Source organism: Streptomyces sp. NPDC029139 (assembly GCF_055564335.1).
In genome coordinates, this window is sequence record NZ_JBVHWN010000002.1 from 102,008 (window position 1) to 122,302 (window position 20,295).

21 protein-coding genes are annotated in these 20,295 nt (G+C 72.9%); 11 read left to right on the forward strand and 10 right to left on the reverse strand.

Going from position 1 to position 20,295, the window contains the following annotated elements:
• Positions 1 to 163 precede the first annotated feature (163 nt).
• Positions 164 to 1,390 carry an MFS transporter gene (locus ACZ4VW_RS04585; protein WP_467958368.1) on the forward strand — a complete coding sequence of 409 codons (1,227 nt, stop codon included), beginning with the start codon at positions 164 to 166 and terminating at the stop codon, positions 1,388 to 1,390.
• Between the two features lie 94 nt (positions 1,391 to 1,484).
• On the opposite strand, the gene ACZ4VW_RS04590 is transcribed toward ACZ4VW_RS04585, so the two are convergent.
• Both ACZ4VW_RS04590 and ACZ4VW_RS04595 read right to left on the reverse strand, forming a co-directional pair.
• Positions 1,485 to 2,615: a hypothetical protein gene (locus tag ACZ4VW_RS04590; protein ID WP_467958370.1), complete on the reverse strand. Its 1,131-nt coding sequence runs from the start codon at positions 2,613 to 2,615 to the stop codon at positions 1,485 to 1,487.
• Positions 2,612 to 3,574, reverse strand: a complete 963-nt coding sequence (locus ACZ4VW_RS04595; RefSeq protein WP_467958372.1) for a 5-dehydro-4-deoxyglucarate dehydratase — start codon at positions 3,572 to 3,574, stop codon at positions 2,612 to 2,614. The genes ACZ4VW_RS04590 and ACZ4VW_RS04595 overlap by 4 nt, the downstream gene beginning before the upstream one ends.
• 194 nt (positions 3,575 to 3,768) lie before the next feature.
• Between ACZ4VW_RS04595 and ACZ4VW_RS04600 the strand changes: the two genes are divergently transcribed.
• From ACZ4VW_RS04600 to ACZ4VW_RS04620, 5 genes are all read left to right on the forward strand, one after another.
• Positions 3,769 to 4,578 carry an NAD-dependent epimerase/dehydratase family protein gene (locus ACZ4VW_RS04600; protein ID WP_467958374.1) on the forward strand — a complete coding sequence of 270 codons (810 nt, stop codon included), beginning with the start codon at positions 3,769 to 3,771 and terminating at the stop codon, positions 4,576 to 4,578.
• A 74-nt stretch (positions 4,579 to 4,652) separates the two neighbouring features.
• Complete coding sequence (locus tag ACZ4VW_RS04605; protein WP_467958376.1) at positions 4,653 to 5,150, forward strand: DUF2975 domain-containing protein; 498 nt, start codon at positions 4,653 to 4,655, stop codon at positions 5,148 to 5,150.
• Positions 5,150 to 5,371: a helix-turn-helix domain-containing protein gene (locus tag ACZ4VW_RS04610; protein ID WP_467958378.1), complete on the forward strand. Its 222-nt coding sequence runs from the start codon at positions 5,150 to 5,152 to the stop codon at positions 5,369 to 5,371. Before ACZ4VW_RS04605 ends, ACZ4VW_RS04610 begins: the two co-directional genes overlap by 1 nt.
• A gap of 132 nt (positions 5,372 to 5,503) precedes the next feature.
• A complete protein-coding gene (locus ACZ4VW_RS04615; protein ID WP_467958380.1) occupies positions 5,504 to 5,734 on the forward strand; it encodes a hypothetical protein in 231 nt (76 codons plus the stop codon).
• A 45-nt stretch (positions 5,735 to 5,779) separates the two neighbouring features.
• A complete protein-coding gene (locus ACZ4VW_RS04620; protein ID WP_467958382.1) occupies positions 5,780 to 7,000 on the forward strand; it encodes a TerD family protein in 1,221 nt (406 codons plus the stop codon).
• 52 nt (positions 7,001 to 7,052) lie between these two features.
• On the opposite strand, the gene ACZ4VW_RS04625 is transcribed toward ACZ4VW_RS04620, so the two are convergent.
• Both ACZ4VW_RS04625 and ACZ4VW_RS04630 read right to left on the reverse strand, forming a co-directional pair.
• Positions 7,053 to 8,627 carry a TROVE domain-containing protein gene (locus ACZ4VW_RS04625; protein WP_467958384.1) on the reverse strand — a complete coding sequence of 525 codons (1,575 nt, stop codon included), beginning with the start codon at positions 8,625 to 8,627 and terminating at the stop codon, positions 7,053 to 7,055.
• Between the two features lie 354 nt (positions 8,628 to 8,981).
• Entirely contained in the window at positions 8,982 to 10,400 is a 1,419-nt protein-coding gene (locus ACZ4VW_RS04630; protein WP_467958386.1) for an alkaline phosphatase PhoX, read from the reverse strand.
• 90 nt (positions 10,401 to 10,490) lie between these two features.
• Here ACZ4VW_RS04630 and ACZ4VW_RS04635 point away from each other — a divergent pair, with 90 nt between their 5' ends.
• A complete protein-coding gene (locus ACZ4VW_RS04635) occupies positions 10,491 to 11,258 on the forward strand; it encodes an SDR family NAD(P)-dependent oxidoreductase (protein WP_467958388.1) in 768 nt (255 codons plus the stop codon).
• 80 nt (positions 11,259 to 11,338) lie between these two features.
• On the opposite strand, the gene ACZ4VW_RS04640 is transcribed toward ACZ4VW_RS04635, so the two are convergent.
• A complete protein-coding gene (locus ACZ4VW_RS04640; RefSeq protein ID WP_467958390.1) occupies positions 11,339 to 12,796 on the reverse strand; it encodes a hypothetical protein in 1,458 nt (485 codons plus the stop codon).
• Positions 12,797 to 12,990: 194 nt separating this feature from the next.
• On the opposite strand from ACZ4VW_RS04640, the gene ACZ4VW_RS04645 reads away from it, so the two are divergent.
• The 3 genes from ACZ4VW_RS04645 to dapA all read left to right on the forward strand — a co-directional run bounded on the left by ACZ4VW_RS04645 (position 12,991) and on the right by dapA (position 16,525).
• Entirely contained in the window at positions 12,991 to 14,838 is a 1,848-nt protein-coding gene (locus ACZ4VW_RS04645) for an endonuclease/exonuclease/phosphatase family protein (RefSeq protein WP_467958392.1), read from the forward strand.
• Positions 14,839 to 14,961: 123 nt separating this feature from the next.
• Positions 14,962 to 15,405: a GNAT family N-acetyltransferase gene (locus ACZ4VW_RS04650; protein ID WP_467958394.1), complete on the forward strand. Its 444-nt coding sequence runs from the start codon at positions 14,962 to 14,964 to the stop codon at positions 15,403 to 15,405.
• Positions 15,406 to 15,646: 241 nt separating this feature from the next.
• Positions 15,647 to 16,525 (forward strand): 4-hydroxy-tetrahydrodipicolinate synthase, encoded by an 879-nt coding sequence (dapA, locus tag ACZ4VW_RS04655; protein WP_467958396.1) that lies wholly within the window; start codon positions 15,647 to 15,649, stop codon positions 16,523 to 16,525.
• Here dapA and ACZ4VW_RS04660 read toward each other — a convergent pair.
• The 4 genes from ACZ4VW_RS04660 to ACZ4VW_RS04675 all read right to left on the reverse strand — a co-directional run bounded on the left by ACZ4VW_RS04660 (position 16,510) and on the right by ACZ4VW_RS04675 (position 18,770).
• On the reverse strand, positions 16,510 to 16,728 hold the full coding sequence (locus ACZ4VW_RS04660; protein WP_467958398.1) for a hypothetical protein: 219 nt from the start codon (positions 16,726 to 16,728) through the stop codon (positions 16,510 to 16,512). The genes dapA and ACZ4VW_RS04660 overlap by 16 nt on opposite strands.
• A 74-nt stretch (positions 16,729 to 16,802) precedes the next feature.
• A complete protein-coding gene (dapD, locus tag ACZ4VW_RS04665; protein ID WP_467958400.1) occupies positions 16,803 to 17,786 on the reverse strand; it encodes a 2,3,4,5-tetrahydropyridine-2,6-dicarboxylate N-succinyltransferase in 984 nt (327 codons plus the stop codon).
• 43 nt (positions 17,787 to 17,829) lie between these two features.
• A complete protein-coding gene (locus ACZ4VW_RS04670; RefSeq protein ID WP_467958402.1) occupies positions 17,830 to 18,450 on the reverse strand; it encodes a TetR/AcrR family transcriptional regulator in 621 nt (206 codons plus the stop codon).
• Positions 18,450 to 18,770 carry a DMT family transporter gene (locus ACZ4VW_RS04675; protein ID WP_467958404.1) on the reverse strand — a complete coding sequence of 107 codons (321 nt, stop codon included), beginning with the start codon at positions 18,768 to 18,770 and terminating at the stop codon, positions 18,450 to 18,452. The genes ACZ4VW_RS04670 and ACZ4VW_RS04675 overlap by 1 nt, the downstream gene beginning before the upstream one ends.
• A 63-nt stretch (positions 18,771 to 18,833) precedes the next feature.
• Between ACZ4VW_RS04675 and ACZ4VW_RS04680 the strand changes: the two genes are divergently transcribed.
• Positions 18,834 to 19,919: a DUF7847 domain-containing protein gene (locus ACZ4VW_RS04680; protein WP_467958406.1), complete on the forward strand. Its 1,086-nt coding sequence runs from the start codon at positions 18,834 to 18,836 to the stop codon at positions 19,917 to 19,919.
• On the opposite strand, the gene ACZ4VW_RS04685 is transcribed toward ACZ4VW_RS04680, so the two are convergent.
• Positions 19,909 to 20,274 (reverse strand): VOC family protein, encoded by a 366-nt coding sequence (locus ACZ4VW_RS04685; protein ID WP_467958408.1) that lies wholly within the window; start codon positions 20,272 to 20,274, stop codon positions 19,909 to 19,911. The two genes, ACZ4VW_RS04680 and ACZ4VW_RS04685, sit on opposite strands and share 11 nt — an antisense overlap.
• Between the last annotated feature and the right edge of the window lie 21 nt (positions 20,275 to 20,295).

Below are 20,295 nucleotides of genomic sequence, written 5' to 3' on the forward strand. Positions count from 1 at the left end.
GCGTACTCGGGCGATCCGACAACGCAGCGTGGGGGCACCTCCCGTGCCCGAAGGGCTACGGGGGAGGGCGTGCCGGGCGTCGCGGGCCAGGCGGGACTTTCCGGACCCGGGCTAGGGCATCTGCCCGATCCGGTCGCGCCGCCTCAGGCGTCAGGCTGCGGGCATGAAGAGGTGGACGGCCGGTCTCTATCTGACCGGGGTGCTGGTGTCGGGCTTCGGCACGACGGCGATGTGGCTGGCGTCGGGGATCTGGGTCAAGTCCCTGACCGGCTCGGACAGTCTGGCGGCGCTGACCGTGTTCGCCCTCTGGGCGCCGGCGCTCGCCGGCCCGCTGCTCGGCACGGTCGCGGACCGGCTGCGGCGACGGCCGCTGATGGTGTGGTCGAACGTGGCGATGGCGGCCCTGCTGCCCACCCTTCTGTGGGTGGACACGGCGGACCGGGTGTGGCTGCTGTTCGCCGTGCTCGTGCTGTACGGGATCCAGGGCACCGTCCACGAGGCGGCGGAGGTCGCGCTGGCCGCGAGCGCGCTCGACAGGCGGCTGCTCGGGGACTTCAACGGGCTGCGGATGACGGTGAACGAGAGCGTGAAGCTCGTCGCCCCGCTCGCCGCGGCCGGTCTCTTCGCCCGGTACGGCGGCGGGCCGGTGGCACTCCTCGACGCGGCGACGTTCGCGCTGGCCGCGGGGGTGTTCGCGCTGATGCGGGTACGGGAGGAGAGACCGGCGCGCCCGGTGACCGCGCACTGGGCGCGCGGTACGGCGGAGGGCCTGCGGACGATCCGGGCCTCCCCGGTGCTGCGCCCCCTCGTCCTGGCCGGCGCGTACACGATGCTGCTCGCCGGGGTGAACGGCGCGGCGGTCCACGCCGTCGTGGACCGGGGACTCGGCCACTCCCCCGCCTACGCGGGCGTGCTGTACGCCGTGCAGGGCGCGGGCTCGGTCGCCGCGGGTCTGGCGGCCGGACCGCTGCTGCGTCGTGTGCCCGCACGGCTGTTGTCCGCCGCCGGACTGGCCCTGTTCGCTGTCGGAGCGGGCGCTCGCGCGGTCCCGCACGACGGGGTGGCGCTGGTGGCGAGCGCGGTGATCGGCGTGGGCCTGCCCTGCGTCCTGATCGCCGCCATGACGGCGGTGCAGCGGGAGACCCCCGGGGCGGCCGTGGGCCGTGCGGCGGCGACGGCCCACACCCTGGTCTTCGTCCCGAACGCGCTCGCTCTGGCGGCGGGCGCGGGTCTGGTCGCCGTCCTGGACCTCCGACTGCTGCTCCCCCTCCTCACGGTCGCGGGCCTGGCCGGAGCGATCGCCCTGACCACGCCCGGGAGGAGGGCGGGACGGCGCCGTCCGCGTCGAGGCGATCCGGCACCGTCCGCCGGGCACGAGCGCACCCGGTGAGGTCTCCTCGTGCGCACCACCCGGCCCCCGTTCCGGCCGGGGGCCCGCCCTCGTCCCGGCCCCGACCCGTCCCAGCCCGGCCCGGCCCCTCGTCTCAGCCGAGCGCCCGCAGAGCCTCCCGGACGGCGGCCAGGTCGGTGTCCGAGGCCAGGCCGGCGTGGTAGAGGCGGAGCTCGGTGGCTCCCTCCGAGGCCGCCCGCTTCGCGTCCTCGACCAGGGTGGACGGAGAGCCGCCCATGCCCGTCACCACGGGGAAGTTGGCCGCCAGGACGGTGTCCGGGGCCGCGTGGGCCGCGAAGGGGGTCACCAGGGCGGCCGGGGTGACCACGCCGTCCGCCAGGGCGAGCACGTGCGCCGGGTCGGTGCCGACGTTGGCGCCGCAGCGGTGCGGGTGCGGGTCGGCGTGGAGCAGGACGCGGAAGCCGGGCGGGGCGGCCGCCCGGACCGCGGCCACGGCCGCCTCCTGGAGGGCCCGGGCGCATCGGAGCCGCCAGGCCAGGGCGGGGCCGTCGAAGGCGCCGAGGCCGCCCGCCGCGCCACCCGCCCACACCGGTTCGAGGGCGCCCCGCACGGCCGCCGCCAGCGCGTCGGGGTCGACGCCCTCCTCCCCGTACCCCTCCCGGCAGGAGGGGCAGAAGCAGAGGGACATCAGGTACTGCTCCCGGTCGCCGAGCGCGACCCCCGCGGTCTTGTCGTGCGCGTGCAGGTGGGCGAAGCCGTACCAGCCGCAGGACTCCAGCTCGGTGCCCGCCGCGCCGGGCCGTACCGCCGCCTCCACCGCCAGGTCCACCAGGTGGGCGCGGACCTCCGGCCGGACGATGCACGGCGCCCAGGGGTAGCGGTCGCCGTAGGCGTTGACGACCGAGGTGTCGGGACGCTCCGCGCCCATACGGGAGTTGTGGGCGAGGACCACCCAGCTGTGCACCTCCAGGCCCGCGCCCGCGAGCGCGTCCGCCGCCTCCCCGTACGCGTCCCCGGCGGCCCACTCCCCCGCCTCGTACGGCCGCAGCGCGCGCCCCGCCCAGCGGTCCGGGTCCGGCGGGTAGAGCACGGCGGCGTGCTCGGCGGTGACGATCCGGTGCCCCGGGTGACGGGGCGTCAGGGCGCGGGTGGAGTGGTACGCGGAGGCGAGGGTGACCTGCGCGACGCCCAGGCCGGCGAGGAGGCCGGGCGCCGCCGGGTCGCCGACGACGTCCCACGGATAGACGAAGGTCCCGGCCCTCACGCGTCGCCCTCCCGGCTCGCGAGCAGCGCCCGGCCGCGCTCGATGATCCCGGCGAGCTCCTTCAGGTGCTCGGGCGCGGGCTCGCTCAGCGGCGGTCGCACCTCGCCGACGTCCAGGCCCCCCATGCGGACGGCCGCCTTGACGAGCGAGACGGCGTAGCCGCGCCCCTTCGCGCGCAGTTCGACGAGGGGGCGGTAGAAGCCGTCGACGAGCAGGTTCGCGGTGGTGTCGTCCCCGGTGGCGAGGGCCCGGTGGAAGGCGAGGGCGATGTCGGGGGCGAAGCAGAAGACGGCGGAGGAGTAGAGGGTGACGCCGATGCCGCGGTAGGCGAGCCCGGTGAGTTCGGCGGTCGGCAGGCCGTTGAAGTAGAGCAGGTCGAGGCCCTCGGCGCGGACGGCGCTGACGATCCGCTGCATCAGGTCGAGGTCGCCGAGGCCGTCCTTGAGGCCGATGATCCCCTCGGCGCGGGCCAGGGCCACGGCCGTCTCGGGGGTGAGGATCGCGTTGTCGCGCTGGTAGACGATGACGTCGAGCGAGGTGGCGGCGGCGAGGTCGGTGTAGTGGCGCAGCAGGCCCGCCTGGTCGGCGACGACGAGGTACGGCGGCATGGCGAGGAGCCCGTCGGCGCCGGCCTCCTCGGCGAGCCGGGCGTACCGGATCGCGAGGGCGGTGCCGTAGCCCGCGCCGGCGACGACGGGGACCCGGCCGGCGGACTCCTCGACGGCGGCGGCGACACAGGCCCTGAACTCCTCCGGGGTGAGCGCGTGGAACTCGCCGGTGCCGCAGCACGCGAAGACGGCGGCGGCGCCCGCCTCGATGCCGTCCCGTACGTGCGCGCGGAAGGTGTCGAGGTCGACGGCGCCGTCCGGTCCGAAGGCGGTGACGGGGAAGAACAGCAGGCCGTCGAGCCGGTCGACGAGCGGGGCGACGGGCGAGTCGGCGGTCGGGGCTGAGGTCACGGGCGCTCCCTGAGAAGTCCGTCGTGCACAGTTCTGATTGTTGTCCATATTCTTGAACAGCTTCACGCTAGAGCAGCGCCAAAGCGCCGGTCAAGGCGCAAACCCGCTTCCTCGCGCGGTCTTGACGGTCCATGAGACCGCTCCCTACCTTGTCCATGGTTGTGAATGTGATCCACGGACGGAGACTGACGTACATGCCCACACCTCGCACCGTCCTGCTCACCGGCGCCGCCGGCGGCGTCGGCACCCTGATGCGCGAGCTGCTGCCCGCGTACGGATACGAGCTCCGGCTGCTCGACCTGGCCCCCGTCGAAGGCGCGCCCGACGCGATCATCGCCGACCTGACCGACCGCGAGGCGCTGCGCGAGGCCGTCCGGGGGGTCGACGCGATCATCCATCTCGCGGGCATCTCCCTGGAGTCGACGTTCGAGAAGATCCTCGCCGCGAACATCACCGGCCTGCACCACCTCTACGAGGCCGCGCGCGAGGAGGGCGTGGGCCGCATCGTCTTCGCGTCCAGCAACCACGCCGTCGGCTTCACCCCCCGCCCGCGCGGGGACGAGCCGGTGATCCCCGTCGACACCCCGCACCGGCCGGACACCCTCTACGGGCTGTCCAAGTGCTTCGGCGAGGACCTCGCCCAGTTCTACTGGGACCTGCACGGCATGGAGACCGTCTCCGTGCGGATCGGATCGTGCTTCCCCGAGCCGACCTCGGTCCGGATGCTCTCGATGTGGCTGAGCCCGGACGACTGCGCACGCCTCCTGCACGCGGCGCTCACCGCCGAGAACGTGGGCCACACCGTGGTGTACGGATCGTCCGCCAACACCCGCCTGTGGTGGGACCTCTCCTCGGCCCGTGCCCTCGGCTACGAGCCGCAGGACGACTCGGAGCCGTTCGCGGAGCGGATCATCGCCGAGCAGGGTCTCCCGGCGGACGACGATCCGGCGGACGCGTACCTGGGCGGCCACTTCTGCGTCGACCCGCCGCGCTGGCCGTACTGACGGGCCCATCCCTCCCTTGCGCGAGCTATCGAGAATCGATAGATTTCCATCGTGGCTCGATCGAGGGAGAGATCATGGGAAAGCTGACCGTGCAGGCTTTGCGTGCCGTGCTCGTCGTGTTGCTGGGTGGCTCGCTGTTCGTCCAGACGGTGATGGTGCCGCTGCTCGCCTCGGACCTGGACGGGCTCGACCCGGACTACGCGTACCTGCGCGCCCCGTTCCTGGCGATCGTGGTCCTGGGCGTCGTGGCGGTGCAGGTCGTCCTGGTCTGCGTGTGGCGGCTGGTGACGATGGTCCGGCGCGGCACGGTCTTCTCCCCGGCGGCCTTCCGGTACGTCCATGTCGTGATCGGCGCGATCGTGGCCGCCGCCCTGCTGGTCTTCGCGCTCGGGGTCGTCCTGGCCCCGGGCGAGGCCGTCGCGCCGGGTGTGGTCCTGCTGCTGGGCGGGCTCGGCCTGGCGATCCTGGGGGTCGCGCTCATCGTGCTCGTGCTGCGGATGCTGCTCGCCCAAGCCGTCGCGACCGACGTCGAGGCGGCGCAGATGCGGGCCGAGCTGAAGGAAGTGATCTGATGGCGATCGCCGTCGACATCGACGTGATGCTGGCGCGGCGGAAGATGTCCGTGGGGGAACTCGCGGAACGCGTCGGGATCACCCCCGCCAACCTGGCCGTCCTCAAGAACGGCCGCGCCAAGGCGGTACGGTTCGCGACGCTCGCCGCGCTCTGCGAGGTGCTCGAATGCCAGCCGGGAGACCTGCTGCGGTTCGAGCCCGGGGACGCCCGGGACGAGTGAGGGGCACGCGGGCCCCGGCGGACCGCTACGGCGGCGGCCGGACCGCTACGGCAGCGGCGCCCGGACCGCCACCGGGGCCGCCGGCCGGATATTCATATGACGAGCCCCCGCCGTGGCGGCAGGATGCCCGTCATGCCACAGCCTCATGGATTCAGCTTCCAGCAGCGCGCCGACGGTTCGGTCGTCCTCACCCACCGCGGACGCGCCGCGGGGACCCTGCGCGGGGGACGCGCGGAGAAGTTCCTGGCGGAGGTGGGCTCGGGGGACGCGCAGCTCGTCATGGCGCGATGGACGGGCGCGTACAAGTTCGGCAACGAGCGCGTGGCCCGCAACCACCCCCGTCACCGGAGTGGCCGAAGGTAGCGAAGGTAAGGGAACGGCAAAGCGGTCTCGCTCGTTACCCCTGGCATGACCGCTATGACCCCCGGCTCGAACATCCCTCTCTCCGCCGCGCGCGTGGCGGTGGACGTGGCCGCCCCGGTGCGGCTCGACGTCTCGGGCCTCCTGCTCAGCGCCGACGGCAAGGTGCGCTCGGACGCCGACTTCATCTTCTACAACCAGCCGTCCGGCCCCGGTGTGACGTACCGCTCCGGCGGCGGCACCGCACCCGACGCCATCGTGGTGGACACCGGCGCGGTGCCGTCCGGCATCGAGAAGATCGTCGTCACCGCGAGCCCCGACGCGGCGGGCCAGACGTTCCAGGGCGTCGAACCGACGGCGACGATCCGCAACGCCGACGACGGCAGCGTCCTCGCCACCTTCACTCCCCCGCAGCTCGGTACGGAGACGGCGCTGGTGGTCGTGGAGATCTACCTCCGCAACGGAGCCTGGAAGGCGCGGGCCGTGGGCCAGGGGTACGCCGACGGGCTGGCCGGTATCGCCACCGACTTCGGCGTCTCGGTGGACGAGGAGCCGGCGGCGGCCGCTCCGGCCGCCGCGCCCGTGGCGCCCGCGGCAGCCGCCCCCGCCGACCCGCGGATCGCCGCCCCGGTGCCTCCCGCGCCGTCCGCGCCGCCCGCTCCCGCGGCCGCCGCCGCCCCGGTCTCCACGGGGAAGATCAACCTGGACAAGGGCCGGGTCAACCTCCAGAAGAACCAGACCGTGTCCCTGGTCAAGGGCGGCCGCCCGCTGCTCTCCCAGGTCAAGATGGGCCTCGGCTGGGAGCCCGCGTACCGCGGCAAGGACATCGACCTCGACGCCTCGGTCATCGCGTACGGCCCGCAGCGCAACCACCTGGACAGCTGCTACTTCGGCAAGCTCTCCATCCTGAACGGCTCCGTCAAGCACTCCGGTGACAACCTGACCGGGGAGGGCGCGGGCGACGACGAGGTGATCGTGGTCGACCTCGGCCGTCTCCCCGCCGACGCCACGGGCCTGGTCTTCACGGTCAACTCCTTCTCGGGCCAGAAGTTCACCGAGGTCGCCAAGGCGTACTGCCGGCTGATGGACGCGGCGACCGGTGAGGAGCTGGTCCGCTTCGACCTGACCACGGCCGAGCCCCAGACGGGCGTGATGATGGCCAAGCTCATCAAGCAGTTCTCCGGCGAGTGGGAGATGACGGCGATGGGCGAGTTCGTGAAGTCCCGCACGGTCCGGGGCATGGTGAAGCCGGCCGCCCAGGCCCTCTGATCCGCCGTACCGCGTACGGAAAGGGCCCGCCGGTCGCCCGGCGGGCCCTTCCTCACGCCCAGGGCCAGTCGGCTTTCCGGCCGGCTTCCAGCAGGGACACCATCCGGAACGCCGCGTCGGTCAGGCCGCCGAAGGTGTGGCGCCGGCCGGAGCCGGACGGGGCGTGGCCGACCCGGTGGCCCGCCAGGTTCCAGGTGTAGACCGGGACATGGTCCGGCACCTGCGCGGTCGGGTCCCCGCGGCGGCTGTGCGCCGCCTGCTCGTCGGTGACGATCAGGACCCGGTCGTGCCCCTTGTAGTGCGTGCGCACGGCCTCGGTGGTGTTCGTGCCGCCGAGATCCCCGAAGCGGTCGAGGACCTTCAGCACGGACTCGCCTCCGCGGTACGCGACCGGCGCGCTGCTCGTGCCGAACTGCACCAGGTCCGCGTCGGCGGCCCGCAGCGCCAGGGCGGTGCCGAACACGGCGGCCGCGTCGGCCCGGTTGAGCTCCGAGCGGTCGGAGAGCCGCGACCACATCGAACCCGAGCGGTCGACCAGGATCAGCGTGCGGCCGGGCAGCGCGGGCACGTTCGCCAGCGAGTGGCCGAGCGCCTTCTCCAGCGGGTACGCCCAGCGCAGCGACGGCGCGTGCCGGTACGCGGCGAGATAGCGGAACGGGAACTGGCGCGCGCCGGCGACGACCTCGGGGTCCGAGATCTTCGCCGCCACCCGGGCCGCGACCTCGTCGGAGACTCCGGCCTGGTCGAAGTTGCGCAGGTTCCGCATCAGCGCCATGGCACCCATGGACGGGACGACGGCCTCCCAGGCCGCCGCGTCCATCGGCCCCTGCAGCCAGCCCGCGAGCGCCTCCCACGTCATGCCCGCCTCGGCCAGTCGCCGGGCCCCGTCGGCTGAGGTGACCACGGCGCGCCGCTCGTCGACGGGGAGTTCCATCAGGGCCCGGTGGGCGACGAGGGTGCGGCTGGACTCGGGCGGCACCGCGGAGTCCGGGTGGTGGCGGCGGTCGAGCGCGTACCGGAACAGCTCGCCCTGCCACGCCTTCGCGGGGTCGGGGGTGGCGTGCACCAGGTTGAGGACGTCGCCGAAGCGGTAGCCCTTGGAGTCGGTGTCGTACTTCAGCAGGGACTTCGCGGAGTACAGCCGGCGTACGGCGTCGGCGATGCCACGCTTGACGGGCTTGGGGATGTTCCGCCCATAGGTGGAGGTCCAGTAGCCGAGCAGTTCGCCGGGCTCGTCCGCGCGGAGCAGGACGGAGTCGACGACCCGCCGGTTGGAGGGGCCGCTCTCGACGCCCGCGTCGAGGCGCGCCTTGACGTACTCGGCGGCGCCGACGAGGGAGGCGGTGCGCAGGTGGGCGTCGCGGCGCAGCCAGCCGAGCAGTCCGGCGGTCCACTCCGGGTCCTGGACGGCGAGCTTCCGCACGAGGGCGGCGTAGCGGTCGTCGCGCTCCTCGCCGCTCTCGTAGAAGGTCTTCTGCGTGACGAAGTTGGCGATCGCGAGCAGGAAGAGCTCGGATTTCGGCTCGCGCAGGACTCCTGCGCCGCCCTGGTGGGTACGGGCGGCGACCGTGGAGATCACGGGCGAGGTCGTGCGGACTCGGACGCCGCGGAGGTTGAAGCGTGCCATGTGAATTCCCCCGAATTCATGCGTGCGGGGAAGACACAGAAGTCCGGACGACGAGGGTGTCCGAGATCAGGAGTCGGCGGCGGTCCATATGACAGCTGCTCTCACCGATTGAGCTACACGTCCCGGGGACGTGACGGGACTCGAACCCGCAACCCGCTGTGCCCGATGAAGTATCCGTCGCCTGCGCACCGGGCACCCTCGTGTCCATGCTGTGCCTCCCGAGATCAAAGGGGCGGCGGCGTGATTTCGTGGAAGAAGGAGCCGCAGCCGGCGCACCGGGAGGTGCATGAGGACGACCTTAGGCGGGCGGCACGCCCACCCGCCAAGGGTTTTCGAGCGCCTTCACGGGCGGGGTCAGCGGCGGGGCTGGCGGCGCCAGGGGCCGGTGATGGCGAGCAGGATGCCCGGCTCCTGGACGCAGGCGAAGAGGGTGTCGCCGTCGGGCGAGAAGACGACGCCGGCGAACTCGCTGTCGTTCAGGTCGTTACGGGCGATGGGGTAGGTCCGGCCGCGCTCGGTGGCGCCGAAGAGGTGCGAGACTCCCTCGCCGTCCTCGGCGATGACGAGGCCGCCGTACGGGGAGACGGTGATGTTGTCCGGGCCGTCGTAGGCGCCGTCCTCGTCCGGGGCGGGGTTGACGCCCAGCAGGACCTTCAGGGTGAGGGTGCGGCGCTTGGGCTCGTAGAACCAGACCTGGCCGTCGTGCGCGGCGCCGGGGCTCTCCTCGCGGGCGTACGAGGAGACGATGTAGGCGCCCCCGTCACCCCACCACATGCCCTCCAGCTTGCGGCCGCGGGTGACCTCGCCGGGGCCGAACTGCTCGCGGACCGAGACCTCCCGGGCGTCGCGGTCGGGGACGTCCACCCAGTCCACGCCGTAGACCGTGCCGATCCTCGTGGCGCGGGAGAGGTCGTCGACGAACCGGCCGCCCGAGTCGATGCAGCGGGGCGCCTGGAGGACTCCGGCGTCGTCGGCGAGGGTGCGGAGCCTGCCGCGGCCGTGCTGGAAGCCGGCCGGGGGCACCCAGCGGAAGAAGAGGCCGTTGGGCGCGGAGTCGTCCTCGGTGAGGTAGGCGTGGCCCCGCTTCGGGTCGATGACGACGGCCTCGTGGTCGTAGCGGCCGAACGCCTTGATGGGCCGGGGGTCGCGGTTGGCGCGGCGGTCGTACGGGTCGACCTCGAAGACGTAGCCGTGGTCCTTGGTCATGCCGTTCTCGCCGGCGAGGTCGGAGTTCTCCTCGCAGGTGAGCCACGTGCCCCACGGGGTGCGGCCGCCCGCGCAGTTGGTGGAGGTGCCGGCGATGCCCACCCATTCGGCGACGGTGCCGCCCCGGTGCACCTCGACGACCGTGCAGCCGCCGGACGCGGCGGGGTCGTAGACGAGCCCTTCGGTGAGCGGGACCGGGTGCCGCCACTTCGAGCGGGGGCCCTTGAGCTCGTGGTTGTTCACCAGGAGCGTGGTGCCACGGGGGCCGGCGAAGGTGCCCGAGCCGTCGTGCTTCTGCGGCGTGAACTCGCCGGACTCCAGCCGGGTGACGCCGCTGTGGGTGAGGACGCGGTACGAGAACCCGGCGGGGAGGGCGAGGAGGCCCGCGGGGTCCTCGACGAGGGGACCGTAGCCGAGCTGGTGCCCGTGTCCGTGCGCCTGGCCCTCCGGGTCCTCCGCGGCCAGCGCCTCGGGCGCGGTGGCCAGCGCCCCGACGGCTCCCGTGAGGGCGAGCCCGACGCCCGTCGCGGCGGACTGCTTGGCGAACTCTCTGCGGTCGAGGGGCATGGCGTGGTCGTCTCCCTGTTCGTCGCCCGGTGTCGGGGCACACGGTCCCGCCCACGTATAAACGGAGGTTGAACAGAGAGGCGTCCTTCCATGAACCTGCTTCCTTCCGGCCGGCGCGTGCTCGTCAGCGGCGCGTCCCGGGGTCTCGGCCGCGCCGTGGCGCGGGCGTTCGCCGCCAACGGCGACCGGGTCGCCGTCCACTACGGCACCCGCGCCGACGAGGCCCGCGAGACGCTGGACTCGCTCGAGGGCGAGGGCCACGTCCTGACGGGCGGCGACCTCGCTGACCCGGCGGGCGCGGCGGGGGTCGCGGAGGCCGCCGCGGAGGGGCTCGGCGGGATCGACGTGCTGGTGAACAACGCGGCGGTGAATGTACGGCACCCCCTGGCGGAGACGCCGTACGAGGAGTGGGTCGCCGTCTGGCAGCGTCATGTGGCCGTGAACCTGCTGGCCACGGCGAACCTGAGCCATCTGGCGGCGCGGCGCATGATCGACCAGGGTGGCGGCGGGAGGATCGTCAACATCGGCTCGCGGGGCGCGTTCCGCGGCGAACCGGACCATCCGGCCTACGGTGCGACGAAGGCGGCCGTCCACGCGCTGGGCCAGTCCCTGGCGGTCTCCCTGGCACCGTACGGTATCGGCGTGGCCTCCGTCGCCCCGGGCTTCTTCGCCACGGAACGCGTGGCGCCGCGCCTCTCGGGCCCCGAGGGCGACGCCATCCGCTCCCAGAGCCCGTTCCACCGCGTGGCAGCCCCCGAGGAGATCGCGAACGCGGTCCTCTGGCTCGCCTCCCCCGAGGCGGAGTGGTCCTCGGGCACGATCCTCGACCTCAACGGCGCGTCACACCTCCGCACCTGACGCTTCGTGCACCCGTAGGCGGCGGGCCGGAGCCTTTCGCCCCGGCCCAGGGCTCGGGGGCGCAGCCCCTCGGCGATCCCCTACGCCCCCGACCGCGACCTCGCCTTGAACGCCGCCTTGCGGGCGTCCTTCGCCGCGCTCTTCTCGGGGTGGAGGCGGCCCATCGCCTCCAGGACCTCCGCCGTCGCCGGGTGCTCCACCCGCCATGCCGCGTCGAAGAAGCCGCTGTGGCGGCCCGTCAGGCCCTCGATCAGCTCCCGGAGCTCCTCCAGGTCGCCCTCCGCGTCCAGCTGCGCCGCGATCGTGTCGATCGCCAGCCAGAAGATCATCGACTCCGGCGGCGCGGGAATGTCCGTCGCGCCCCGCTCCGCCAGCCAGACCCGGGCGAGCCCGCCCAGTTCGGCGTCGTCCAGCACCTCGCGTACCGCCGGCTCCGCCGCCACACCCACCAGCGAGAGCGCCTGCTGGCAGTGCAGCCGCCGCAGCGGCGAGCCGGTGTCCGCGCCCCGCGCCGCGCCCAGCAGCTCGCGTGCGGCGGTCAGCTCGTCCCGCCCGGCCAGCCAGGTCACCGTCTCGGCGCGCGCCGCGGCCTCGGGGTAGGACGCCAGACCGTCGAGGAGCACGTCCGCTCCCTTGTCCGCCAGTTCGCCGACGGCCGGCGCGTCCACGCCCGCCTCCAGCATCCGGGCACGTACGCCGTAGAGCCCGAGCGGCGTCAGCCGGACCATGCCGTACCGGGTCACGTCCTCCTCGTCGACCGGCGAAGCGGGCTCCTCGGCCCCCTCGCTCTCCTCCGAGTCCACCATCAGCGCCTCGTCGACCGGCTGGTACTCGACGAGCCCGATCGGTTCGAGCAGCCGGAACTGGTCGTCGAGGCGCATCATCGCCTCGGAGACCTGCTCCAGCACGTCGTCGGTCGGCTCCCCCATGTCGTCCGGGACGATCATCGACGCGGCCAGCGCCGGCAGCGGCACCGCGCCCTCTCCCGGCGCGCCCTCGCTCACCGTCAGCAGGTAGAGGTTGCCGAGCACGCCCTCCAGGAACTCCGCCTCCTCCTCGGGATTCCAGTCGAGGCGCTCGAAGTCGATCTCGCCGTCCTCGCCGATGACCTCGGCCAGGTCGTCGAGCACCGGCGCCGTCGCGTCGGCGAACACCACGTCCAGGGCGTCGAGCCAGACGCCGAGGATGTCGAGGGGCGCCCCACCCGTGAGCACGGCGAGGTTCTCGCCCGTGGTCACCGTGCCCGGGGTGTCCTCGTCGCCGTCCTCGACGTCCACCAGTCCGGTGTCGACGGCCAGCCGCCACGCCTCGCTCGCGTACGCCGCACCGTCCTCGTCGTCGGCCAGCCCCAACACCTCGGCCGCTGCCGGGAGTCGGTCGTCGTCGAGCTCTCCGCCCGGGCCGACCGGCGTCTCGGGCCCGGCCCAGCGGGCGAGTCGGGCCGCGCGGGCCAGAAGGGGGGCGGCCAGGGCGGCCCGCGCCAGCTCCGCGTCCGAGTGCAGCTGAACGGGGGGCAGGGTGGGGCGGGCCGGTGCCATCTAGGTCTTCTCCTCGAAGGGCGCGTCGGGTCGAACGGCATTCAGCGTAGACGCATTTCGGGGGCGGGCTTCCGGTTCACGGAGCCGTCAGCCTTCGTACACCCGTCGACCCTTGACAAGGCACCCGCTCACCCAAGAGATTGACGCGCGTAGATACATTCGACCGATTCTCCAAGCGCCTCCGGAGCTCCTTGATGCCTTCCTCCATACCGAGATCCGCGGCCATGGCCGCCGTCGTGTCGGCCGCCCTCGCGGCCGGACTCCTCGCGGGCTCGACCGCCTCGGCGGACACCTCGGCGGAGACCGCCGCCGGCGTCCGTGTCCACGACATCCAGGGCACCACCCGTGTCTCGCCCCTCGTCGGGCAGCAGGTCACCGGCGTCACGGGCATCGTGACCGGTGTCCGGACGTACGGCTCGCGCGGATTCTGGATCCAGGACCCGCAGGCCGACGACAACCCGGCCACCAGCGAGGGCCTGTTCGTCTTCACCAGCTCCGTCCCGACCGTCGCAGTCGGCGACGCGGTCAGCGTGAACGGCACCGTCGGCGAGTACGTCCCCGGTGGCCTGAACTCCGGCAACCAGTCGCTGACCCAGATCTCCAGGCCGACCGTCACCGTGGTCTCGAAGGGCAACGCGCTCCCGGCCCCGGTGACCGTCTCGGCCTTCTCGGTCCCCGACGCGTACGCCCCCGAGGGCGACCCGGCGGCCGCCGGCTCGATCAACGGCCTCCCCCTGGACCCGGAGTCGTACGCCCTGGACTACTACGAGTCGCTGGAGGGCACCAACGTCCGCGTCGGCACCTCGCGCGTGGTGGGCGCCACCGACCCCTACAACGAGCTGTGGGTCACGGTGAAGCCCTGGGAGAACCGCACCGGGCGGGGCGGCACGGTCTACGGCTCGTACACCTCGCAGAACACCGGCCGGCTGCAGATCCAGTCGCTGACCCCCGTCGCCCAGCAGCCGTTCCCCAAGGCGAACGTCGGCGACGTGCTCTCCGGCACGACCGAGGGCCCGCTGGACTTCAACCAGTTCGGCGGCTACACGCTGACGGCGCGCACCCTCGGCACGGTCGTGGACCGCGGCCTGGAGCGCGAGACGACGGACCGGCAGCACAAGAACGAGCTGGCGGTCGCGACGTACAACGTCGAGAACCTCGACCCGTCCGACCCGCAGGAGAAGTTCGACGCGCTGGCCGCGGCCGTGGTGGACAACCTCGCCTCGCCCGACATCGTCGCCCTGGAGGAGATCCAGGACAACAACGGCGCCAAGAACGACGGTACGGTCGCCGCCGACCAGACGCTGAAGAAGTTCACGGACGCGATCGCGGCCGCGGGCGGCCCGGCGTACGAGTGGCGCTCGGTCGACCCGGTGAACAACAAGGACGGCGGCGAGCCCGGCGGCAACATCCGCCAGGTCTTCCTCTTCAACCCGGAGCGGGTCTCCTTCACCGACCGCGTGGGCGGCGACGCGGCGACCGCGACGGGCGTGGTGCGCGGCGAGGACGGCGGCCCGGCGCTGACGCACTCCCCGGGCCGGATCGACCCGGCGAACGCGGCCTGGGAGAACAGCCGCAAGCCGCTGGCGGGCGAGTTCACCTTCCGCGGCCGCACGGTCTTCGTGATCGCCAACCACTTCGGCTCCAAGGGCGGCGACGAGTCCCTGACCTCGCACCACCAGCCGCCGGTCCGTTCCTCCGAGGCGAAGCGCCTCCTCCAGGCGCAGGCCGTCAACACCTTCGTCAAGGACGTCCTCGCGATCGAGAAGAACGCCGACGTCCTGGTCGTCGGTGACATCAACGACTTCGAGTTCTCGGAGACGACGCGGGCGCTGACGGACGGCGGGGCGCTCTACCCGGCCGTGAAGTCGCTGCCGCGCAGCGAGCGCTACTCGTACGTCTTCCAGGGCAACAGCCAGGTTCTCGACCAGATCCTGACGAGCCCGGGAATCCGTCACTTCGAGTACGACAGCGTCCACATCAACGCGGAGTTCGCGGACCAGGACAGCGACCACGACCCGCAGGTGCTGCGCTTCCGCCCGTAGTACCGCTCGGGCGGCCTCGGCCGCTCACCGCACGCCCGCGCAGGCCCGCGCGGGCGTGCGCAGGGTGCCTGGACGAGGCCGGGCAACGGGCGGGACGCGGCTGCCCGTGCGAGACTCCCCGCCGTGATCCTTCGTCCCGCCGGCCGTGCCGAACTCCCCGCCGTCCTCGCCCTGCTCACCGACGAGGAGAAGGTCGTGGACCCCACCTCGGTCGTCGTCACCGCGGCGTACGAGCGGGCCTTCGCGGACATCGACGGCGATCCGCGCAACGAGTTGCTGGTGCTCGTCGACGGGGAGCTGGTCGTGGGGTGCCTGCAAGCGACGTACATCCCCGGCCTGGGCAAGGGCGGGGCCGAACGCGCCCTCATCGAGGCGGTGCGGATCCGGGCGGACCGGCGCGGCGGCGGGCTCGGGCGCGAGCTCATGCAGGGGGCGGTGGAGCGGGCGCGCGCACGGGGCTGCGCGCTCGTCCAGTTGACCAGTTCCAAGCGGCGGACCGACGCCCACCGCTTCTACGCCTCGCTGGGCTTCGCGCGCAGCCACGACGGGTTCAAGCTCGCGCTCTGACGAGCCGACGGCCTCGGCGGAGGGCACGTGGGCCGCCCTGCCCGAGCAGATGGCCCCCGCCGTCGACGAGCAGCTTCGTCATGTGGGTGACGGCAGCCTTGGAGACGGCGTACGGAACGGAGCTGTCGCCGGGGCGGACGCCGCCTGCGAGGAGAGACCGGCCCACACTTCAGTGCTGCTTACCCCTCACCCCAAGCAGAACTAAGTGGACCTTCACCATCCGGGCCCGCAGACTTTCCCGATGAGCACTGCACGCCCCTTCGGCCGGGCCCTCTGCGCGATGATCACCCCCTTCACCGCCACCGGCGGACTCGACCTCGACGCGGCCCGCGTGCACGCCGCCCACCTGGTGGCCGAGGGCTGCGACGGCCTCGTCCTCAACGGCACCACCGGCGAGTCGCCGACCACCACCGACTCCGAGAAGTCCGCCCTGATCGAGGCGGTCCGCGAGGCCGTCGGGCCGGGCCCCTCCGTCCTCGCGGGCGTCGGCACCTCCGACACCCGGCACACGATCGCGCTGGCCCGGCAGGCCGAGGAGGCCGGCGCCGACGGACTCCTGGTCGTCACCCCGTACTACAGCAGGCCCCCGCAGGCCGCCGTCGAGGCCCACTTCCTGCGGGTGGCCGACGCGACCGGCCTGCCGGTGATGCTGTACGACATCCCGGGCCGCACCGGCACCCGCGTCGAGCCGGAGACGATGCTGCGGCTCGCCGCGCACCCCCGGATCGTCGCGGTCAAGGACTGTGCCTACGACCTGCTCGGCTCCGCCAAGGTGATCGCCCGCACCTCTCTCGCGTACTACTCCGGCTGCGAGGAGATGAACCTGCCGCTGTACGCCGTGGGCGGCGCCGGTTTCGTCAGCACGGTGGCGAACGTGGTCCCTCGTCGGATGCGCGCCGTCCTCGACGCCTTCGACGCCGGGGACACGGCCGGCGCGGCCCGGCTCAACGCGCTCACGCTGCCGCTCGCCGAGCTGATGATGGCCTCCGGCCTGCCGGGCACGGTGACGGCGAAGGCGCTCCTCGGCGACTACGTACGGGAACCGCTGCAGCCCGCCGACCGGGAGGCGGTCGACGGGCTGCGGGCGGCGTACGAGGATCTGGTTCAGTCGAACACATAGGTGGTGCCCAGCAGCGCCGCGTGCTCGAGGACGTCCTCCAGCGGGTCGTCGATCTGACCGGTGTGGAGGATGAGGGTGGGCCCGTTCGTGACGACCGGACCGTGGTAGGTCCGGGTGTGCGTCTCGTCGGCGGAGGCTGCCGCGGCCGGCAGGAGCACCGCCGCCGCGGTCAGCGCTCCGACGATGGTGGGCCTCGTCCTCATATCGACTCCTCGCCTTGTCTGTTCGTGTGCTTTGCGTCGACGTGCTAACGCAGCGTCACACGATCAGGTCACGCTCAGTTGTGGCTGTGGAGGATCTCGTTGAGCCCGCCCCACACCGCGTTGTTCGGGCGGGCCTCGACGGCGCCGGTGACCGAGTTGCGGCGGAAGAGGATGTGGGAGGCTCCGGAGAGCTCCCTGGCCTTGACGACCTCACCGTCGGGCATCGTGACGCGCGTGCCGGCGGTGACGTACAGACCGGCCTCGACGACGCACTCGTCACCGAGCGCGATGCCGACGCCCGCCTCGGCGCCGATGAGGCAGCGCTCGCCGATGGAGATGATCACGTTGCCGCCGCCGGAGAGGGTGCCCATGGTGGAGGCGCCGCCGCCGATGTCGGAGCCGTCGCCGACGACGACACCGGCGGAGATGCGGCCCTCGACCATCGAGGTGCCGAGGGTTCCGGCGTTGAAGTTGACGAAGCCCTCGTGCATGACGGTCGTGCCGGCGGCGAGGTGCGCGCCGAGCCGGACGCGGTCGGCGTCGGCGATCCGGACGCCGGCGGGGGCGACGTAGTCGGTCATCCGCGGGAACTTGTCGATCGAGGTGACCTGGAGGTGCAGGCCCTCGGCGCGCGCGTTGAGGCGCACCTTCTCGACGTCGTCGACGGCGACGGGGCCGAGCGAGGTCCAGGCGACGTTGGCGAGCACGCCGAACATGCCGTCGAGGCTGAGACCGTGCGGCTTGACCAGCCGGTGGCTGAGCAGGTGCAGGCGGAGGTAGGCGTCGTGGGCGTCGAGCGGCTTGTCGTCCAGGGACGAGAGGACGGTGCGGACGGCGACCACCTCGACGCCACGGCGGGCGTCCACGCCGAGGGCCTTGGCGGCGCCCTCACCGAGGGCGTCGCGGGCGGCGTCGGGGGTGAGCCGCTCGGTCCCGGCGGGGCCGGGCGCCTCGGCGAGCTCGGGGGCGGGGAACCAGGTGTCGAGAACGGTGCCGTCAGCGGCGATGGTGGCGAGGCCGGCGGCGACGGCGCCGGTGGTGCGAGGAGCAGTGGTCATGCGGAAAACCTAACGTTCGGGGCCCCGTACGGGCCAACCGGTCTCAGGTGCCGGTCGGGTCACCTGGCGAATCCGACGAGGTCGCGGGGGCCGGGTTCGGCGGTTCTGTCGGGGCGAGGAGGCGGGCCAGCATCTCGCGGGCGTACGCCGGGTCGTACGCGGCGCCCGTCAGGAGCACCCGCAGACAGATCCCGTCCATGAGGGCGACGACGGCCCGTGCGGTCGCCGGGTCCGTCCGCCGGGACAGGGCCTCGGTGACGGCGTCCGTCCACTCGGCGGCGACCGGCCGCAGCGCGGGGCGGCGCAGGGCGGCGAGGTAGAGCTCGTACTCGCGCTCGGTCCCGGTCCGCTCGCCGCCGATCCACTCCCCCAGGAGCCGGGCGAGGTCCGCGGCGAGGTCGGTCCCGGGGTCGGTCCCCAGGTCGGTGGGCCCGCCTCGCTCGCGCAGCGCGCGGCCGAATCCCGCGTCGGCCCGGCGGAGCGCGGCCACGACCAGTTCGTCGAGGGAGGCGAAGTGGTAGGTCGTGGAGCCGAGCGGGACGTCGGCCTCCGCGGCGACCGTACGGTGGCTCAGTCCGGCGATCCCCCGCGCACCGATCACCCGCAGCGCGGCGTCGGCGATCCGCTGCCGTCGCTCGGGGTCGTGGCGGCGGGGGCGGGCCATCAGTGGGCTCCCCCCATGTTGAGGACGAGGACGCCGGCGATGATCAAGACCACCCCGGCGACCTTGGCGAGGCTGAGGGTCTCGTTCATGAAGAGGATGCCGATGACGGCGACGGCCGCGGTGCCCACCCCGGACCAGATCGCGTACGCGGTGCCGACCTGGAGGGTCTTGAGCGCCTGGGCGAGCAGCGCGAAGGCGATCACATAGCCGGCGCCCGTGACGACGGAGGGCCAGAGCTTCGAGAAGCCGTCGCTGTACTTCATGGAGACCGTCGCGATGATCTCCGCCGTGATGGCCCCCGCCAGCAGTCCGTATCCCATGGTGAGGACTGTACCCAGGGATATGTACGGGCGTACGCAACGGCTGACGCTACGGTGTCCCGCATGACGTATCCCTCGGGGCCGTACGGCTACGGCTACGCTCCCCCGCCCCCTCCGCCGAAGCCCGGCGTGATACCCCTGGCACCGATGGGTCTCAGCCAGATCCTCACCGGTGCCTTCGCCACGATCGGCCGCTACTGGAAGCCGCTGTTCGGCGTCGCCGCGGTCGCGTACGGCGCGGTCATGCTGCTGTTCGCGGCGGCCGCCGGTCTCGCGTACGCGGCGGTCGCCGACCATGTGCCCCGGGTCTTCGACCTGCCGAGCGGGCAGGACCCCAGCTGGGAGGACGGCCGGCCGCTGCTGATCGCCTTCGGCTGCGTGTGGCTGATCGCCGTGATCGGGATGCTGGTCGCGAGCGCCGTCGTGTACGCGGCCTGCCCGGCCGTCCTCCAGGAGGCGGTCCTCGGCCGCCGGACCACGTTCGGCGCGATCTGGCGCCGCGCCTGGTCGGCAATGCCCGCGGTGGTGGGCACGGTCTTCCTGACCACGCTGATCCTGGCGGTCCCCCTCGGCCTGTTCGTGCTGTCCATGGTCGGCTTCATGATCGCCCTCTTCGAGGCCCTGTCGAACGCCAGTACCGGTTCGGGCTCGGCGGAGGTGTCGCCGGGCCTGGCCGTGGTCGCCCTCCTCGTCGCCCTGGCCACCATGCCGGTGGCCACCTGGATCTGGGTGAAGCTCAGCCTGGCACCGTCGGCGGTCGTGTTCGAAGGCCAGGGCGCGACGGCCTCGATGCGCCGCTCCAGCCGGCTGGTCCGCGGCTCCTGGTGGCGGATCTTCGGTGCGCTGCTGGTCGCGGGCCTGCTGGCCGGGATGGTGAACTGGGCGATGCAGCAGGTCTTCGGCGTGCTGCTCTCGGTACCCGCCTCGTTCACGGACCCGGCCGGCATGGAGACTCCGGGCGACGTCCTGCTCGCCCTCGTACCGATCCTGGCCGTCGCCGTGATCGGCTCGATGCTGGCGCAGGTCGTCTGTTCGGTCTTCCCGCCGCTGGTGACCGGTCTGGTCTACGTCGACCAGCGCATCCGCAAGGAGAACCTCGCCCCGGCGCTCGTCGAGGCGGCGGCGGAGGCGCCCCCGTTCACTCGGTGAGGGAGCGCTTCGGGCGCAGCACGCAGAACTCGTTGCCCTCGGGGTCGGCGAGGACGACCCAGGTCACGTCCTCGCCCTGGCCGACGTCGACCCGCCGGGCCCCGAGGCCGATGATCCGCCGGACCTCCGCCTCCTGGTCGTCCGGCGAGAGGTCGAGATGGAGCCGGTTCTTGACGCTCTTGGACTCGGACACCGGCAGGAAGCACATGCCGGGCCAGGCGTGCTCGTCGGCTCCGATGACGATCTCGTCCTCGGCCTCGAAGAGGATCTTCCAGTCCAGGACCTGTGCCCAGAACCGGGCCTGGGCCGGGAGGTCGTGGCAGTCGACGGCGAGGTGGTACATGCGAACGGCCATGCCCGCCAGTGTGCCTGGCGG

Coding starts and splice junctions, on each gene's coding strand:
- ACZ4VW_RS04585 (WP_467958368.1), top strand. CDS start 164: ATGAAGAGGTGGACGGCCGGTCTCTATCTGACCGGGGTGCTGGTGTCG.
- ACZ4VW_RS04600 (WP_467958374.1), top strand. CDS start 3,769: ATGCCCACACCTCGCACCGTCCTGCTCACCGGCGCCGCCGGCGGCGTC.
- ACZ4VW_RS04605 (WP_467958376.1), top strand. CDS start 4,653: ATGGGAAAGCTGACCGTGCAGGCTTTGCGTGCCGTGCTCGTCGTGTTG.
- ACZ4VW_RS04610 (WP_467958378.1), top strand. CDS start 5,150: ATGGCGATCGCCGTCGACATCGACGTGATGCTGGCGCGGCGGAAGATG.
- ACZ4VW_RS04615 (WP_467958380.1), top strand. CDS start 5,504: ATGCCACAGCCTCATGGATTCAGCTTCCAGCAGCGCGCCGACGGTTCG.
- ACZ4VW_RS04620 (WP_467958382.1), top strand. CDS start 5,780: ATGACCGCTATGACCCCCGGCTCGAACATCCCTCTCTCCGCCGCGCGC.
- ACZ4VW_RS04625 (WP_467958384.1), bottom strand. CDS start 8,627: ATGGCACGCTTCAACCTCCGCGGCGTCCGAGTCCGCACGACCTCGCCC.
- ACZ4VW_RS04630 (WP_467958386.1), bottom strand. CDS start 10,400: ATGCCCCTCGACCGCAGAGAGTTCGCCAAGCAGTCCGCCGCGACGGGC.
- ACZ4VW_RS04635 (WP_467958388.1), top strand. CDS start 10,491: ATGAACCTGCTTCCTTCCGGCCGGCGCGTGCTCGTCAGCGGCGCGTCC.
- ACZ4VW_RS04640 (WP_467958390.1), bottom strand. CDS start 12,796: ATGGCACCGGCCCGCCCCACCCTGCCCCCCGTTCAGCTGCACTCGGAC.
- ACZ4VW_RS04645 (WP_467958392.1), top strand. CDS start 12,991: ATGCCTTCCTCCATACCGAGATCCGCGGCCATGGCCGCCGTCGTGTCG.
- dapA (WP_467958396.1), top strand. CDS start 15,647: ATGAGCACTGCACGCCCCTTCGGCCGGGCCCTCTGCGCGATGATCACC.
- ACZ4VW_RS04660 (WP_467958398.1), bottom strand. CDS start 16,728: ATGAGGACGAGGCCCACCATCGTCGGAGCGCTGACCGCGGCGGCGGTG.
- dapD (WP_467958400.1), bottom strand. CDS start 17,786: ATGACCACTGCTCCTCGCACCACCGGCGCCGTCGCCGCCGGCCTCGCC.
- ACZ4VW_RS04670 (WP_467958402.1), bottom strand. CDS start 18,450: ATGGCCCGCCCCCGCCGCCACGACCCCGAGCGACGGCAGCGGATCGCC.
- ACZ4VW_RS04675 (WP_467958404.1), bottom strand. CDS start 18,770: ATGGGATACGGACTGCTGGCGGGGGCCATCACGGCGGAGATCATCGCG.
- ACZ4VW_RS04680 (WP_467958406.1), top strand. CDS start 18,834: ATGACGTATCCCTCGGGGCCGTACGGCTACGGCTACGCTCCCCCGCCC.
- ACZ4VW_RS04685 (WP_467958408.1), bottom strand. CDS start 20,274: ATGGCCGTTCGCATGTACCACCTCGCCGTCGACTGCCACGACCTCCCG.